Here is a 16,739-nt window from a genome sequence, read left to right as displayed (position 1 = left end):
ATGGCGAAACAGAAAATTCTATTGGACACTGATATTGGACAGGATATGGACGACGCATGCGCAATCGCTTACCTGTGCGCGCATCCTGAAAGCGACCTGATTGGAGTTACAACCGTCACCGGGGACGCCGTGCCGCGGGCAAAGCTTGTCAGCGCGGTGTGTAATTCCATGGGAAAGCCGGACATACCGATTTATCCCGGGCTGGAAACGTGCATCCTGAAAAAGCAGCATCAGAGCTTTTGCCCCCAGACACATTTGCTGGACCACTGGGAACATAAGGAAGAGTTCCCGATGAACCAGGCGCTGCATTTTTTGCAGCAGACAATTCGGGAGAACCCAGGTGAAATTATCCTGGCGACAATCGGGCCGCTCAGCAATATCGGCGTACTGTTCCAGATGGACCCCGAGCTGCCGTCTCTTCTTAAGGGGATGTATATGATGGGAGGGAAATATTCCCAGTATAAGTTGAGGACGTGGACAAAAAAGGTAAACGATAATTCCTACAGCATCGCGACCAAGGGATGCAATTTGGACTGGAACGGAAGCATTGACGGTTACGCGACCGCTATGGTGATGGGGCATACCCTGCCGCTTTTCCGGGCTGTCGGGGAGGATATTACGCAACAGGTATATCTTACGCCGGAGCAGTTTAAAGATACGCTGGCCAAAAAAATGCCGCCGATTCTGGTTGAAATGTCGAAAGCGTGGATTGACTACGATCCGCTGGAAGCGAAGAAATTATGCTACCATGATCCGGTTGCTATCGCGACGATCTTTAACGAGAATATCTGTAAGTTCCAAAGAGGGAATATTACCGTAGAAACGACCAGCAGGGACCTCCTGGGATATACGTTTTTTGAAGAGGATGAGAACGGAAGGCATGAGGTCGCTTACGAAGTAAACCCGGATGCGTTTTTTGAAGAGTTTGCGTCTGTATTTTAAACGATGTACAAAAAAAGCCGGAAATATTATTTCAGGCTTTTTTGTGTATCATCCAAATTTCCAAAAATTATCCGGGGCGATACCAAAGAAGAGCCTTATCCTTCCCTGTTCATATGCACGATGCCCATCACATCGTCCACCGGCAGGGAAAAGGAAAGCCCGTGGCCCTCGGTGGTGAGGCCCGCGCCCTTGCAGATGGCCTTCATGATGGCGTTGCGGGTTTCGTGCTTTGCCAGGATGAGGACGACCTCTTTTTCCGGCTGGATGGTAATGCCGAAGAATTGCTCTGCTTCGTGTATGCCCGTGCCCCGCGCATATAATACGGTGCCGCCCGTCGCACCCGCCGCCTTTGCCGCGTCCATAACCTCGTCGGCAAACCCACGGTTCACAATCGTAATTACCAGTTCAAATTCTCTTTGGGATGTTTCCATGGATATTACCCTCTTCCTTCAACCTTTCAGCCAATTGTGAGAGAAACATAAGCGTCGTCGGCCCGCCGACACTGCCGAGGGGGATGGTGAAAGCGATGCCGTTCCCTGCCTCGCACAGCTCGTGGCGCGTTTCCAGCATATGCATGACCTGCGGGACCTTTTCTTCCTTTATAAAGCTCAGTATAACATATTTTTCCGTTTCGCCAAGCCCCAAAATGTCAAGGAGCTCGGAAGGCGCGGTGCCGCGGCCCATAAGCATCATATTATAGTGAAGCCCTTCGCCCCGCAGCGCACGTACGACGTCCTCGCCTTTTTCGCGGTCTATGATGGTAATCAGCATTTTGATTTTCCGGTGCATCGGTTCCGCCATAAATATTCCTCCCCCTTTAAAGATCGATGATCTCATCTTCGTCCGCCGCCGCTGCTTCTTTGATACCCTTTGTGAGCTGCGCCGAATCATTCCTGGTTTTGATTTTGTAATAAAGACCCATAATCTGGATTGTAACGAGCGGGGTCATGGCGACCATGGCAACGATGCCGAACGCGTCCGTCAGCATGTTGCCGCCCACCGCGCTGCATGCGCCCATTGCGAAGGGAAGCAGGAAGGTGGCGGTCATCGGGCCGGACGCGACGCCGCCCGAGTCAAACGCGATGGCTGTAAAAATTTTCGGTACAAAGAAGGAAAGGCCGAGGGCAATGGCATAGCCGGGCACAAGGAAGTACCAAATGCTGAGGCCCGTCACCACGCGCACCATAGCGAGCCCCACCGACACCGCAACGCCGATGGAAAGGCTTAAAAGCATGGATTTCCGGGAGATTGCCCCGACGGTGATTTCTTCCACCTGTTTGTTTAAAACATGGACCGCGGGCTCGGCCATGACCACAAAAAAGCCCATGACCATACCGAGCGGAATCAGCACCCAATTATAACCGAGGGAACCGATTTGCGCGCCGAGATAGTTGCCGACGGGCATGAAGCCGACGCTTACCCCGGTGAGGAACAGAACAAGGCCGATATAGGTGTAAGCCATACCGACAGCCATTTTTAAGAGCTGCGTTTTCGGCAGCTTTAAAAATATGACCTGGAAAATAATAAAAAATGCGATAATAGGCGCGATGGCAATGCCGACATCGCGGAAATATTCGGGGAAGCCTTCGCCGAACGCGTGCATGAGGCCTGCGAAATCGTTTACTTCAGGGATGGAGAGATCGGCCGCAAAGCCGCCCGACGAATTGAAAAGCATGCCCATAATCATGACTACGAGAATGGGGCCGACCGAGCAGATGGCGACGAGGCCAAAGCTGTCCTCCTGGGCGTTGCGCCCGCCGCGCACCGCCGCGACGCCGACGCCGAGGGAAAGGATGAAAGGCACCGTAATGGGGCCGGTGGTTACGCCGCCCGAATCAAAGGCCACGGCGAGGAAGTCCTCGGAGGTAAAAATGGCAAGGCCGAACACAGCCGCGTAAAGCAAAATCAGGATGACGGCAAGCTTCTTCTGGAAGATGATGCGCAGGAGCGCAAGCACGAGGAACAGGCCGACCCCCACCGCAACCGCGACGATGAGGACCATATTCGGAACCGAGGGGACCTGGTCCGCGAGCACCTGCAAATCGGGCTCCGCCATGGTGATGGCAATGCCCATAATAAGCGCGACGACGACCAGCAGCCCAAGCTTGCGCGTTTTGGTAAGCTGGGAACCGATCCGCTCGCCCATCGGCATCATGGCGATGTCCGCGCCGAGGGAAAAAAGCGCCATACCTACGATCAGGAGCAGCGCGCCCACAAGAAAGAGCGCAATTGTACCGCCCGTCATGGGAGCAACGGTAAAATTGAGCAGCAAAACGATGGCAGTGATCGGCAGAACCGATACGAGGGCCTCTTTAAATTTTGCCGCTAAATTCTTATTCAAACAGAATAAACCTCTCCGCTTTTTTTCATTTATAATAGACAGTAAACAGCTTCACAAAACAGTTTGTCATAGACAACTTTATGGACAGTATAACAAAAAAAGACGGTTTCTTCAACCGCGGGCGGCAAAAAAGCGTATAACTACGCGGAAAAAGACGCGAAAGAATAAAAGAGGGAGACACCGTTTCCCTCTTTTGCTTTCCTGTCTATTTTATTTGTATGCGAATTTGGACAACCGTCAAAACCGGCACCCCGGCAGGATTTTACCTGGGGAAGGAAACGCCCGCCTGCCTGCGCATTTCGGTCAGGGCCTCGAGTACGTCGAGGGAAAGCTGCTGCGCGTCCCGGAGCTCCTGCGCGGACTCCTGGGGATGCTTTATATAGCGGATAAAATCCCTGGCTTCGTTTGCCATCAGCGTAAGGCGTGAAACTTCGCCGATAATGGGCTCTTTTTTGCCGTTGGTATATTCAATACCGATTTTTGAAAGCTCGAACAGCGCGTCAATGGTCATGGTGCCCCGGTCGCCGAGGATTTCGGAACCGATGCGGTCTTCCGCCGCCTTGGAAGCCGTGAGCACAACCTGTTTATCCTCGTACACGAACAGGCTGGCAAAGCCGGCGTCCACGCCGGAGGGAAGCAGGGTGGCACGCGTAATGATTTCTTTTGGGCGGCCAAACAGGCACAGGGCGGGATAAACGACATATATCCCCAGGTCCATCATGCACCCGGTTGCAAATTCCGGGTTAAAGATATTCGGCAGGCCGCCCTCGAGGTACAATTTGTAGCGCGAGGAATACTGGCAGAAATCGAAGCGCGCCATGCCGATTTTCCCCAGCTTTTTGAGGGCCTCTTTCACCGTGCCGAGATGGGGCTGGTGGAGCATCATAATGGCTTCCATAAATACGAGGCCGTTTTCCTGCGCGAGGTCGTGCAGTTCACGAAGCTGCTCGGGCCATACGGCGGCGGGCTTTTCGCAAATGACATGCTTGCCGTGCGTAAGAAACAATTTGGCCTGCTCGTAATGCAGGGAGTTTGGGCTTGCGATATAAACCGCGTCCACACCGCTCTTTGCAAGCGTGGTCAGGTCGTCGTAAGCGTAATCGCAATTGTTTTTGGAAGCGAATTCCACCGCATGCGAAAGACTGCGCGAATAGACGCCGCCCAGCGTAAAATCCGTCAGCGTGTTCGCGCTGTCGATAAAGGCCTGCGTGATCCAGGAAGTGCCGATGATTGCATATTTCATGAGAAGCCCCGTCCTTTTATTATCTTCATTAGAATAAACATACAACATACGCATTTTTTTCGCAAGGGATTTTTGGGAAAGCGGCGCCGGATTTTGCAGCGTGCATGGAAAAGGCTCCGGAAAGCGGTATAAAAAACGGCCATAGGGGGAATTTTTCCGGTAAATCGTTTGCCGCACGCGAGGCGTTGCGTTAATTTCATGAAATCTATTGAGTTTTATGCGGAAGATGGGTTACAATAGCACTGTATTGGCTGAATAACCGGACGCCTGCGCGTCCGTGGAAGGGACAGGAGAAAGAACTATGTTTAAGGTAAACGACAATTTTGGCCGTCTCCAGGGAAGCTATTTATTTTCGGAGATTGCGCACAGGGTAAGCGAGTATACGGAAGCGAACCCCGATAAAGAAATTATCCGCCTCGGCATTGGCGACGTGACAAGGCCGCTTGCGCCCGCGGTATTGCAGGCGATCGACGCGGCGACACAGGAAATGGCGGACGAGAAAACATTTATGGGTTATGGTCCGGAGCAGGGTTACGAGTTCCTGCGCGCGGCCATCCGCGAGAACGACTATGCGGCGCGCGGGGTGGAGATCGGCATGGATGAAATTTTTGTGTCGGACGGCAGCAAATGCGATACGGGCAACATCCAGGAACTGCTTGCGCCGGGCTGCAAAATCGGCGTGACAGACCCGGTGTATCCCGTATATGTGGATACCAACGTGATGGCGGGCCGCTCGGGTGAATTTGACGGGGAGACCGGCAAATTCACGGAGATCACCTACATCCCCACCACGGCGGAAAACGGCTTTGTGCCCGCGCTTCCCGGGAAAAAGGTGGACGTGATGTATCTGTGCTCGCCCAACAACCCGACGGGCACGGCAATGACGAAAGCGGAGCTTAAGGTCTGGGTGGACTGGGCCAACGAAACGGGCGCGCTGATTCTCTTTGACGGCGCGTACGAACATTTTATTACGGATGAAAACGTACCGCACAGCATTTATGAAATTGACGGGGCAAAGACGTGCGCGATTGAATTCCGCAGCTTTTCCAAGACGGCGGGCTTTACGGGCACGCGCTGTGCGTATACCATCGTCCCCAAAGAACTCATGGGCGAAAACAGCAGGGGCGAGAAGGTGAGCATGAACGCGATGTGGCTGCGGCGGCACACGACCAAATTCAACGGCGTTTCCTATATCGTGCAGCGCGGCGCGGCGGCGGTTTATTCGGCGGAAGGCAAAAAGCAGGTGGACGAAACCATTGCGTTCTATCTTGAAAACGCGAAGATCATCCGCGAGGGACTTGAAAAAATCGGTATTACGGCATACGGCGGGGTCAATTCCCCCTATGTGTGGCTGAAAACGCCGGACAATATGAAAAGCTGGGATTTCTTCGACAAGCTCCTTTCGGAAGCGAACGTCGTGGGAACGCCGGGCAGTGGTTTTGGCAGCGCAGGCGAGGGATATTTCCGCCTGACCGCGTTCAACACCAAGGAAAATACGGAAAAGGCAATTGAACGCCTTGCAAATTTAAAGTAGGAAAGGATAGTATCATAATGAAAATCGCATTTCTGGCGGCGGCAAATTCGCCGCACACAATCAAATGGGCGAACGCGTTCGCGGAGGATCACGACGTTACGGTCTTTTCCTTGCCCGAGCAAAAGGACGAGCAGGGTGAACTCAGCGAAAAGGTAACGGTGAAATACCTTCCGTTCACCACGGCGCAGGGCGGTTATAAGAAAAATGCGGCACAGCTGAAAAGCGACCTCGCGTCCGGCGGCTTCGGCGTGGTAAACGCATTCGGCGCGATGACATACGGCGTGCTGGCGGCAAAGGCAAAGGCCCCGAATGTGCTTTTAACGGTGCTTGGCCCCGACGTATACGAGGGCGCGGACCGCGGCGGAAAGGGCCTTGTGAAGAAAAGCGTGAAGCATGCGTCCGGCGTGCTGGCGGCGGCCCCGAATGTGATTACGCGCGTACAGTCCCTCTATAAAAAGGAGCAGCAATATTTTGTAGCCCCGTTTGGCGTGGATACGGAAGTATTTAAAAAGCTCGACACGGAAAAGCCCGGGGACTCGATGTGCTTTGGTTCTTTAAAAGCGCTTGAGTACGGGAACGGCGTCGACCTTGTGATGGACGCTTTTGCGAAGTACCTCGAAAAAACGACGGGCGCGGCGACCCTTAAGATCGTGGGCACGGGGTCGCTTGAAAACAATCTTAAGCAAAAAGCGCAAAGCATGGGTATCGCCGATAAGGTGGAATTTACGGGACACGTGAAGAATGCGGATATCCCGGCAGTTTTGAATACGATGGATGCGACGGTGCAGATGGGCAGCGCGGAGGCCTTCGGCGTACCGGGAATTGAATCCATGGCGTGCGAGGTGCCGGTGGTGGCGTCGGACACGGTGGGTGCGAGCGAATATATCCTCAATGGCGTAACGGGCTACCTTGTGAAGGTCGGAAATGTGGACCGCTGCTGCGACTGCATGATGGAGCTTAGGAATAAAGCGGCGCGCGAGCACATGGGCGAGCTTGCCCGCGGAGATATCAAGGAAGAATATGAGCTTTCGGACTGCAAGGAAAAATATGAGAAGGCGCTGCGTGCGGTGGGCGCACGCGTGATGTAAACAGAACAGAACGGCGGGGCCGCGTATTTACGCGGCTCCTTTTTTGTTTGGAACATCGGTTATTCCGTTTTCATATAATAATTATCAAATCCATATCTTTCGACGGATTCCTTTTTGATGACGTGAAAGCCTAATTTTTTATAGAAACCCACATTATTTTTGTTTTGGATCATAAGTCCGCAGGGAATTCCCGCTTTTCTGAACTCTTCCGTTTTTTTGGAAATCAAGCCGGTCGCAACCCCCTGGCCCTGGTATTCGGGCACGACAAATACCGGCTCGACCAGCAATGTGTTCTCGCCGAACACGGAATGATCGAGCCGGTTGGAAAACGACAAAATCCGCATGGCCGGGAGGATATACCGCGTTATCAAAGGCAGGGTGTTAAAGCAGCGGAAAAAATCCCCGATGGAATATTTTTGACCGGCGGGCCGGAAAACGCATAAGCCGCGTTCCTTTTCATCGACCACAAGGATATCCTCCCTGTTTGAAATGGACAAGCGGACCATCAGCAGGTGGTAAAGGACTTTCTTGCGTTCCTTTTCATCGGGAATACAGCTTACATACAGCGGATCGCCGGCAAAGCTCTCCGCGCCCGACCGTGCAAAATGCCTGAGCTGGGACGAATTCATGAAAACACCTCTTAGTACAGGAATCAGAAGTTATTATACCATAAAATACAGCGCGGAAAATGGAAGGCCGGTGGGATTCCGGCGTTGCGGCGGATAAAAAGATTAAAATGTAAAAAAACGGTTTCATGAAAATGCGGGCTGTGTATTTTAATGTAACCCGGTTTCGGAAGGGAATAAATCCGGGACGCATGGGGAAATTTGAAATATATACCGCAAGGGCGGGCAGGAGGTACAAAAATGGCACAGGCAAAAAAGGACAGTACAAAATCCACGCTGCAAAGCGCGGGGGAAAAGATCGGCGATGTTTTGAGCAAGGCAAAGGACAGCATCGTGGCATTCGGGGGGACCGTTGCAACGCGGTCGAAGGAAATGATGGACGTAGCAAAGCTGAATGCGCAGAAAGCAAAGCTCTCCGGTGAGATTGACGAGAGTTACCGCGCAATTGGAAAAGCGACCTATGAATCCGGAAATTTGAAAAAAGACCTCGCAGAGCATGGAGACCGCATCAAAAACAACGGAGCGGAACTGAAAAAGATCGACGAAGAAATTGAACGGGTGAAAGCCGAAGCGGACGACGAGGCGGCGGACAGGATGGACACCGCCAAGGAAAAGGCGGAAGAAACGGGAACCGCGGCGAAAAAGGCGGGCAGCGCCACCAAAACAGCCGCCAGGAAAACGGCGTCCTCTGCAAAAGCGGCCGTGAAGAAAACCGGAACGGGGACCAAGACCACCGCAAAGAAAACCGGAACGGCTGCGAAAACCGCAGCGAAAAAAACGGGCACGACAACCAAGACGGCCGTAAGGAAAACCGGAACGGAAGCCAAAACAGCCGCCAAAAAGACGGGAACTGCTGCGAAAACCGCGGCGAAAAAAACGGGCGCAGCGACCAAAACGGCAGCAAGGAAGAGCGCTACAGCTACTAAAACTGCTGCAAAAAAGAGCGCAGCCGCAACCAAAACTGCTGCAAAAAAAGCGGCGAATTCATAAAAAAACAGCAGCAAAAGCAGGGTGGAAACACCCTGCTTTTTTTGTGGCGGAACCAAATATGATAAATATGGTATAATAATGCAAAAAAGGGGTGAAGCAATGGGAATCAGGGAAAAATTTGAGGCGGTATCCGGAAAATATGATGCGCAGCGGAAATTGCTTATTCCGTGCTTCGACGATTTTTACAGGCTGCCGGTGGAGACGCTCGATTTCAGGGGAGACGCGCCGCGTGTGCTGGATATCGGCAGCGGAACGGGGTTGTTCGCTGCCTTTGTGCTCGAAAAATATAAAAATGCGCAGGTGACGATGATCGACCTTTCCGAAGGGATGCTCGGCGTGGCAAAGAAGCGTTTTGCCGCCTATCCTTCCTTTGAATATATTGTTGCCGATTATTTGGAGCACGACTTTGGAGGCCAATTCGATATAATTATTTCCGCGCTCTCCATCCACCACCTGAATGCCGCGGACAAGGAAAAGCTTTACCGGAAGTGCTTCCGCCATCTCGCGCCGGGCGGCGTTTTCCTGAACGCGGACCAGGTATTAAGCCCGTACCCGGAAACGGAGGAACTGTTTTCCCGGCTGTGGAAGGAAAAGGTCGGGCAGAGCGGGATCGACCAAAAGGAACTTGAAAAGGCGTATGAGCGGCAGGCGTTCGACGATCCGTCCACACTTTCGGACCAGCTTTCGTGGCTGCGGCAGGCCGGGTTTTCACAGATGGACTGCGTATATAAATATTATGTGTTTGCGGGAATCTATGCGAAGAAAGCAGACTAGAAAAGGCATATATGGAAATCTTTCCGTGGGTGTGCTATAATGACTTCCAGATTAATGAAGGAATGAAACAAAGCATGGAAAATTATCCGAATTATCCCCTGAGGAATGAAAAGAATATGCGGACAATGCTTGCTTCCGCAAAAGAGGCGTACGGCGGCAGGGATATGCTGCGTGTGCGCACGAAAGAAAAAACGGTGCGGGGGATCGGCGCGGAGGAATTCCTGCGCGACATGAACGCGCTTGGGAATGCCCTCTTAGGCCTCGGGCTTGCGGATGCGCATATCGCGGTGGTCGGGCCGACGAGCTATGAGTGGCTGCTTACCTATTACGCGGTGCTGTGCGGCGTGGGCGTAATTGTCCCGGTCGACAAGGAGCTGCCCGACGATGAAATCGCGAATATCCTTGAAGACAGCGGCGCGCAGGCGCTCGTGTTTTCCCCGGAGTATGGGGATACGGTGGAAAATATCCGCGGCGGCCTGCCGGGGGTGAAATATTACATCGATATGCATGCAGGGGAAGACGGCAAAGGAACGCACGGTTTCCGCAAGCTGATCCGCGAGGCGGAGGCGTGCGGCTATGAGCAGCGGGAAATTGACGAAAACGCAATGTCCGCCCTGCTGTATACGTCGGGCACGACAGGCAAAAGCAAGGGCGTGATGCTGACCCAGAAAAACATCCTTTCCGCATCGGAAGGGGGGCTTTCCCTGCTTGACCTCGGGCAGGTCTGCATGTCTGTGCTGCCCGTCCACCATTCGTTTGAAAGCACGCACGGCATTACCATGATGATCCAAAACGGCACGACGATCTGTGTGAATGACAGCCTGCGGCATTTTATGCAGAACCTCCAGCTTTTTAAGCCGGATACGCTGTGCCTTGTTCCGCTTTTTGTAGAGATGATGCACCGCAAAATCTGGCAGAACGCAGAGCGGGACGGGCAGGCGGACGCCCTTCGCGGGCTGCTCCGGAAAAGCAATGAAGAGCTTCGCCGCGGCGAGGACAACCGCGGGAAATATTTTAAAAACATCCATGACGCTTTCGGCGGGAACCTGAAGCTTATTATCTGCGGCGGCGCGCCGCTTTCCGCGCGGCTGATGCGCGAGTTCCGGGAGTTCGGTATCCTGCTTTTAAACGGGTATGGAATTACGGAATGCGCCCCCCTTGTTTCGGTCAATAAAAACCGTTACTATTGCGACGGGGCGGTTGGGATTCCGATCGCCTGCTGCGATGTGAAGGTGGAAAACGCGGACGAGGACGGCGACGGGGAAATTTGGGTCAAGGGCCCGAATGTGATGCTCGGGTATTACAAAAATGAGGAAGGCACAAAGGAAGTGATGAAGGACGGCTGGTTCAATACCGGCGATATCGGCCGCATCGACGGCGGGGGGTTCCTTCACATCACGGGGCGCAAAAAGAACCTGATCGTCCTCTCCAACGGAAAAAATATTTATCCGGAGGAAATCGAGGAATACCTGATGCGGATTCCCTATATTAAAGAAGTGGTTGTGTACGCGCCGCTTACGGACGGCCTCAACGAAACCGAGCTTTGCGCGGAAATTTTTGTGGCGGAGGAATATTCGGCGGGCCGCAGCGCGCGGGAAATCGAGGAAAACCTCGAGAAGGATATTTCCGCGGTGAATAAAACGCTGCCTACCTATAAACACATCGGACGCTTCCATGTGCGCGGCAGGGAGTTTGAAAAAACCACGAAAAAGTCAATCAAACGGTTTGCAATGTAAAACGCGGGCATATGTGCCCGGGGATGTAAAAAGTGGTATAATGAAACCGGGAAGACGCGACCGGGGCGCCAAGGAAATACGGCGCGGAAGGCTGCGGGAATAAGGAGCCGGGCGGAACACCGGCAGGAGGGTCCGCCTTCGCCATGGAAAGGGGGGAACCACAATGGTAGAGTTGGAAAAGGTGCAGCAGCTTCTGGCAATGGCCTCTCCGAGGGAGATTGAAGAGATTACGCCGGAAAAGCATTTAGTCAGCGACCTCGAAATGGATTCGTTTGGACTGATGGAGGTTGTGATGGCGTTTGAAGACGAGTTCGGGATCGAAATTCCGGACAGGGACCTGCGGCTGTTGGATACGGTGGAGGATGTGCTGATATACCTCGAGGATAAGACGGGGCCGAAGCACATGCCCGTAAGAGCATTCTAAACATTTATCAGAAATCATAATGTATGGGGAAAAGGCCGCAATATGCGGTCTTTTTTTGTGAATAGGCTTTCCATTGCGGGGGAATGGGAGTAAAATAAATAAGGAAATTTAATGGCTCCGGGACAGGAAGCACGGGAAAAACATCCCGCTTTCCCCCGGAAAGAAAACGAAGGATGGAGAAGGCGGTCAATGAGTATTATTACAATTGTAGGAGCGGGAATGATGGGAACGGCCATCGGCTTCCCAGCGAGCGACAACGGCAATGAAATCCGGCTGGTGGGGACGCCGCTCGACCGGGAGATCATCGGGCATGCGCGCAAAACGGGGGAACACCTGACCCTGAAACGCAAAATTCCTGCGGGATACAAATATTACCAGATTGAAGAGCTGGAGGAGGCGCTTTCCGGCGCCGACCTGCTGGTAAGCGGGGTATCGAGCTTCGGTGTGGATTGGTTCCTTGACGAAATTTTGCCGGTGATCCCGGAAACGCTGCCCGTCCTTGCGGTCACGAAGGGGATGCAGGATACGGAGGAGGGCAAGCTGGTTCCCTATCCGCACCTTTATGCACAGAAACTGGACCGCAGGCTTTCGCTGAATGCGGTCGGCGGGCCGTGTACGAGCTATGAGCTTGCGGACCACGACCCGACGGAGGTGTGTTTCTGCGGGGAAGATATGGAAACCCTGCGCAGAATCAAGGCGATGTTTGAAACGGATTATTACCACATCAGCCTTTCCACGGACGTTGTGGGCGTGGAGTGCGCGGTAGCCATGAAAAATGCATACGCGCTGGCGGTGACGCTGGCGGTCGGCCTTTCGGAACGGCTGGAGGGCGTGGGCGGCACCCTGCATTACAATTCGCAGGCGGCGCTGTTTGGACAGAGCGTCCGCGAGATGCGCAAGCTGCTTGCGCTGGCGGGCGGCGGGGACGACAACATTGTGTATGGCGCGGGAGACCTGTATGTAACGGTGTTCGGGGGGCGCACGCGCCTGATCGGCACGCTGCTCGGGCGCGGGATGAGCTTTGACGAGGCCATGAAAGAGCTTGACGGCATTACCCTCGAATCCATTGTGATCGCCACACGCACGGCGCGCGCGGTCAGGAAGCTGATTGCGCGGGGGGAGGCGAATGCGGAGGATTTCCCCCTGATGCTGCATGTGGACGATATTATCAGCAACGGAAAAGAAGTGGATATCCCGTGGAACAGCTTTGAGGTGGAGACGCGAATATAAATGAAGCGCACCCCGGCACGGCCGTCCGGCCTGCTGCGGATTGGTATCCGCCCCATGCACGCCTGTGATATGGGAATTTATGAAAGGTTTTGGAGAAGGATTTGAAAAGGAATATTGTTATTATCAACCTGGTGGCGGCGTTTTTATGGATGTCCATGTATTCCTATGTGCCGACGCTGCCCGCGTATGCGACGTCCCTCGGGGCGACGGCCGCCGTGGTGGGCGCGATTGGCGGGGCATACGGGGTTATGCAGATTGCGCTGCGCGTGCCGCTCGGAATTATATCCGACAAAATTGGCAGGGATAAGCTGCTTTTACTGGTGGGGTTTGTGATCCTTGCCGTTTCGGGACTGATGTTTATTATGGCGAAGGATACGTTTTGGGTGATGATGGCCCGGGGCGTGGGCGGGGCGGCCGCGGCGTGGTGGGTCGTGATCTGCGCATCCTACGCGAAATATAACGACGAGGACAAGCAGGTGAAGGCGCAGGGAATCCTCAACGCATCGTCCAACATGGGCAAGGTGGTCGCGGCCCTTGCGGGAGGGCTCCTCGCACAGGCATTCGGCCTGCACGCGCCGTTTTACTTTGCGTTTATCGTAGCCATTGTGGGAATCGGTTGTATTTTATTGTTCAAAACGCCGAAGGAGACGCAGAAAATCGTGCCGCCAAGCGGCAGGGAGCTTGTCGCCCTCCTGAAAAACAAACACCTGATTATTTTTTCCATCCTTGCCGTATTCGGGCAGCTGCTGTGCTTTGCATTGCCGAGCTATTTCACGTCGGTTGCGGCGCAGAACCTCGGCGCGGATTCCTCGCAGCTGGGCTTTTTGATGGTGGTATATTTCCTGGTGACGAGCGCGGCGTCCCTGTTTGTGGGAACAAAGCTGTATAAAAAAATCGGCGGGATCAAGTGCATCGCGCTGTCGTTTGCGATCGGCGCGTTCTCGTGCCTGCCCATGTTTTACCACATGAACCTCGCGGCGATCTATGTGATGCAGGCGCTTTCCGGCATTTGCTATGGCATTACCTGCGGCGCGCTGGCCGGGTTTGTTATCAAGGCGGTGGAACCGCGCTACCGTTCCACGGCAACCGGGATTTTGCAGTCCATTTTTGCGATCGGCATTTTCCTCGGCCCGGTGATTGTGGGCAATGTGATCGAGGCTGCCTCCATCGACGCGGCCTACTGGGTTATCTTTGCGCTGACCGCTGTTGCGGCGGTATTAAGCCTTTTGCTTATCCCCAAAGAATATGATAAGATGTGATTAATGAAAACGGTTTGAAGCGGCATTAGCAGGGTATTATTATAACAGCCCTAAAACGGCCGCGCAGGGCTGCTTGCAGGGAAACTGATGCGGCATATTTGAATCGGCTTGTGCTGCATCGCATCATCCACACCAGAAACAGGAGGGGGAAATTATGAATTCTGAGTCTTGGAAATCCAGGGAAATGATACGTCTGATATTGAGCATCGTTCTTTTGATTATTGGTCTCATCCTGCTCGGCGCGCCGACGTTTGCAATGGAAGTGATTGTGGTAATCATTGGCATTGTGGTGCTTGCCTATGGTATTATCCAGCTGTTAATCAACCTTTCGAAACGCAACCGGGGCGACGCCAACGCGGGCCTTGCCATTCCGGTAATCGCAATCATTATCGGTATCCTGCTGATCGTCTTCCGGGGCGGCGTTGCAAATGTGATCCTGCCGTTTATTATCGGCGTATGGGCGATCATTACGGGTGTGATGAGCCTGATGGAAGCGTCCCAGGTGAAGGATTTCAGCACGGGCGCATGGAAGGTGGCGCTTATCAGCGGCCTTGCGGAGCTGGTGCTTGGCATCATTATGATCGTGGGAATCATCGCGGGCTCCAACGCGCTTGGCATTTTGCTCGGCGTGTGCCTGACCATTTACGGCATCCTCAGCATCGTCGAATGGGGGATTGTGGCCTCGGCCAAGAAATAGAACCGATCAATTATAAAATGAAAACGCATCCTGTTTGCCTGGTGTAAAGCGGCTGTGCCGCCCGGCGGCGGGATGCGTTTTTTGGCATTCCGTGCCGCGTTTGCGAATTTTCATGGAAAAACAAGGACAAAGGATATATTATAGTAAGGGAACGACACGGCAAGGGGAGTTTTTTATGTACAAGCTTTTGATTGTGGATGACGAAGAGTGGATTCGCCGCCGCCTGATCGACACGATAAAATGGGACAGCATTGGAATCCGGGACGTCCTTGAAGCGGAGGATGGACGGCAGGCGCTTCAATCCACATTGGAGGCGAAGCCGGATATTATCATTACCGATATCAGGATGCCGGATTTAAGCGGCCTTGACTTTATCCATGAGATTAAGAAACACGGGATGAACCCGAGGGTGGTTTTCCTGAGCGGGTACGACGATTTTGAATATGCGCAGCGGGCGCTGAAGCTGGGCGCGTATGATTATGTGCTGAAGCCGGCCGAAGGCGAAGAGCTTTTGGGCATCGTGAAAAGGTGCATCGCCGACATCGAAGACGAGCGCAAGAAAAAGGCGATTCTGAAAGACCTGCAGGAAAAATTGAAACGGGACAGGCCCGTCCTGAAGGAACGTTTTTTGTTTGACCTGCTGAACGGGTATGTGGATGAACAGGCGATCGGGTATGACCTGGAATATTTTAATATCCCGGCCGGAGGGGAATACCGCTGCGCCTGTATTGTAATCCAGCCGGACGACGACTCCGCGAAGAAGCCGGACGTCCACCTTATGTGCGCGGGAATCAAGGATATTGCCGCCGAATTTTATTCGATGACCGGGAAATGCGAATCCGTATTTATGCAGTTTGGGGAAATTGCGTTCGTCCTGTTTACGAAAGAGGAAGACGGCGAGGCGCTTGCGCTGACCGAAGAAAATTCCCGGAAAATACAGAGCGTTGTCGAAAAACTATTTGGAATTACCGTAACCATAGGAATCGGGGAATTTTGCTCCGACGTCCTTGACCTGGCCGGGTCTTTTGAACAGGCAAAGCAGGCCGTTTTGTACCGGTCTTTTTTAGGCGGAAACAAGGTTTACCGGTATGACGGGGTCAATGACGAAAGCCGGGCAAGGATTAAATTTGCCTTCGATGCGGACGAATGGTTCGGCGTATTGAAAACGCAGGACGCGGACAGCCTCGAACAGCACGTCGACCAGCTGGTGCGGAGGATTGCGGAGCAGGAAATCAAGCCTGTCGACCTGAAATCGCTGTACACCGAAATTATTATGGGGATCGTCAATACCTCGTATGGATTTGAAAAAATATCCGAAACCTACCCCTCCTTTAACCTTGAATTTTTTACCCACCTCGATAAGCTTAAAAGCCCGGACGGCTTCAGGGAAAGCCTGCTGGCCATGCTGGGAATGCTGTCCGGGCATATCCGCCGGTCCGCATCGGACAATAAAAGGAAAGTGATCCAGCTGGTGATCGAATATATCGAACAGCATTACCGGGAACCGATTGTCCTTACGGACGTTGCCGGGGAGGTGTTTTTGAATCCGACCTACCTGTGCAAGATATTCAAACTGGAAACGGGGCAGACGTTTTCAAAATACATTATGAATTACCGCATTAAAAAGGCGATTGAGTTTATGCAGGACCCGACGCTTAAGATATACGAGATAGCGAATATGGTCGGGTACAACGACGTCCAGTATTTTACCAAGATATTCAAGACGCTCAAGGGGATGTCTCCTACGCAGTATCGGGATAAGATAATATAAAAAAAACAAAGATAGACTATGGCTTACCGGCTTTGCGCCGGTATATGATATTCCTATACAATATTAAATTCGGGGAGGATGTAT

Annotated in this window: 16 protein-coding genes; 11 read left to right on the top strand and 5 right to left on the bottom strand. The window is 53.1% G+C overall.

From position 1 onward, the window contains the following. Positions 1-942: a nucleoside hydrolase gene (locus BBD38_RS05330; protein ID WP_066685528.1), complete on the top strand. Its 942-nt coding sequence runs from the start codon at positions 1-3 to the stop codon at positions 940-942. Positions 943-1,037: 95 nt separating this feature from the next. On the opposite strand, the gene BBD38_RS05325 is transcribed toward BBD38_RS05330, so the two are convergent. The 4 genes from BBD38_RS05325 to BBD38_RS05310 all read right to left on the bottom strand — a co-directional run bounded on the left by BBD38_RS05325 (position 1,038) and on the right by BBD38_RS05310 (position 4,526). Next, on the bottom strand, positions 1,038-1,373 hold the full coding sequence (locus tag BBD38_RS05325; protein ID WP_066685526.1) for a P-II family nitrogen regulator: 336 nt from the start codon (positions 1,371-1,373) through the stop codon (positions 1,038-1,040). Further along, positions 1,348-1,743 (bottom strand): hypothetical protein, encoded by a 396-nt coding sequence (locus BBD38_RS05320; protein WP_066685525.1) that lies wholly within the window; start codon positions 1,741-1,743, stop codon positions 1,348-1,350. Before BBD38_RS05320 ends, BBD38_RS05325 begins: the two co-directional genes overlap by 26 nt. A gap of 16 nt (positions 1,744-1,759) precedes the next feature. Next, positions 1,760-3,283 carry a DUF1538 domain-containing protein gene (locus tag BBD38_RS05315; protein ID WP_066685523.1) on the bottom strand — a complete coding sequence of 508 codons (1,524 nt, stop codon included), beginning with the start codon at positions 3,281-3,283 and terminating at the stop codon, positions 1,760-1,762. A 262-nt stretch (positions 3,284-3,545) separates the two neighbouring features. Next, entirely contained in the window at positions 3,546-4,526 is a 981-nt protein-coding gene (locus BBD38_RS05310; RefSeq protein WP_172807765.1) for a Gfo/Idh/MocA family protein, read from the bottom strand. Between the two features lie 301 nt (positions 4,527-4,827). On the opposite strand from BBD38_RS05310, the gene BBD38_RS05305 reads away from it, so the two are divergent. Beyond that, positions 4,828-6,060: an LL-diaminopimelate aminotransferase gene (locus BBD38_RS05305; protein WP_066685520.1), complete on the top strand. Its 1,233-nt coding sequence runs from the start codon at positions 4,828-4,830 to the stop codon at positions 6,058-6,060. Between the two features lie 17 nt (positions 6,061-6,077). After that, a complete protein-coding gene (locus BBD38_RS05300; protein WP_066685519.1) occupies positions 6,078-7,148 on the top strand; it encodes a glycosyltransferase in 1,071 nt (356 codons plus the stop codon). Between the two features lie 59 nt (positions 7,149-7,207). On the opposite strand, the gene BBD38_RS05295 is transcribed toward BBD38_RS05300, so the two are convergent. Further along, positions 7,208-7,777 carry a GNAT family N-acetyltransferase gene (locus BBD38_RS05295; protein ID WP_066685516.1) on the bottom strand — a complete coding sequence of 190 codons (570 nt, stop codon included), beginning with the start codon at positions 7,775-7,777 and terminating at the stop codon, positions 7,208-7,210. 237 nt (positions 7,778-8,014) lie between these two features. Between BBD38_RS05295 and BBD38_RS14460 the strand changes: the two genes are divergently transcribed. The 8 genes from BBD38_RS14460 to BBD38_RS05255 all read left to right on the top strand — a co-directional run bounded on the left by BBD38_RS14460 (position 8,015) and on the right by BBD38_RS05255 (position 16,655). Further along, positions 8,015-8,764, top strand: coding sequence for a hypothetical protein (locus BBD38_RS14460; RefSeq protein WP_066685514.1), 750 nt, complete (start codon positions 8,015-8,017; stop codon positions 8,762-8,764). A 99-nt stretch (positions 8,765-8,863) separates the two neighbouring features. After that, complete coding sequence (locus BBD38_RS05285; protein WP_147568098.1) at positions 8,864-9,538, top strand: class I SAM-dependent methyltransferase; 675 nt, start codon at positions 8,864-8,866, stop codon at positions 9,536-9,538. An 11-nt stretch (positions 9,539-9,549) separates the two neighbouring features. Continuing rightward, positions 9,550-11,274, top strand: a complete 1,725-nt coding sequence (locus tag BBD38_RS05280) for an AMP-binding protein (RefSeq protein WP_082989501.1) — start codon at positions 9,550-9,552, stop codon at positions 11,272-11,274. 163 nt (positions 11,275-11,437) lie between these two features. Then, positions 11,438-11,698: an acyl carrier protein gene (locus BBD38_RS05275; RefSeq protein WP_066685510.1), complete on the top strand. Its 261-nt coding sequence runs from the start codon at positions 11,438-11,440 to the stop codon at positions 11,696-11,698. Between the two features lie 189 nt (positions 11,699-11,887). Further along, positions 11,888-12,928, top strand: a complete 1,041-nt coding sequence (locus BBD38_RS05270; RefSeq protein WP_066685933.1) for a glycerol-3-phosphate dehydrogenase — start codon at positions 11,888-11,890, stop codon at positions 12,926-12,928. A 101-nt stretch (positions 12,929-13,029) separates the two neighbouring features. Then, entirely contained in the window at positions 13,030-14,187 is a 1,158-nt protein-coding gene (locus tag BBD38_RS05265) for an MFS transporter (RefSeq protein WP_066685508.1), read from the top strand. 154 nt (positions 14,188-14,341) lie between these two features. Next, positions 14,342-14,884 carry a DUF308 domain-containing protein gene (locus BBD38_RS05260; RefSeq protein WP_066685506.1) on the top strand — a complete coding sequence of 181 codons (543 nt, stop codon included), beginning with the start codon at positions 14,342-14,344 and terminating at the stop codon, positions 14,882-14,884. Positions 14,885-15,059: 175 nt separating this feature from the next. Next, entirely contained in the window at positions 15,060-16,655 is a 1,596-nt protein-coding gene (locus BBD38_RS05255; RefSeq protein WP_066685503.1) for a response regulator, read from the top strand. Positions 16,656-16,739: the final 84 nt, after the last annotated feature.

The organism is Christensenella intestinihominis, assembly GCF_001678845.1.
Classification (GTDB): Bacteria; Bacillota; Clostridia; order Christensenellales; family Christensenellaceae; genus Christensenella; species Christensenella intestinihominis.
The sequence above is the reverse complement of the archived record's forward strand: the minus strand, read 5'-3'. Positions and strand labels throughout refer to the sequence as shown.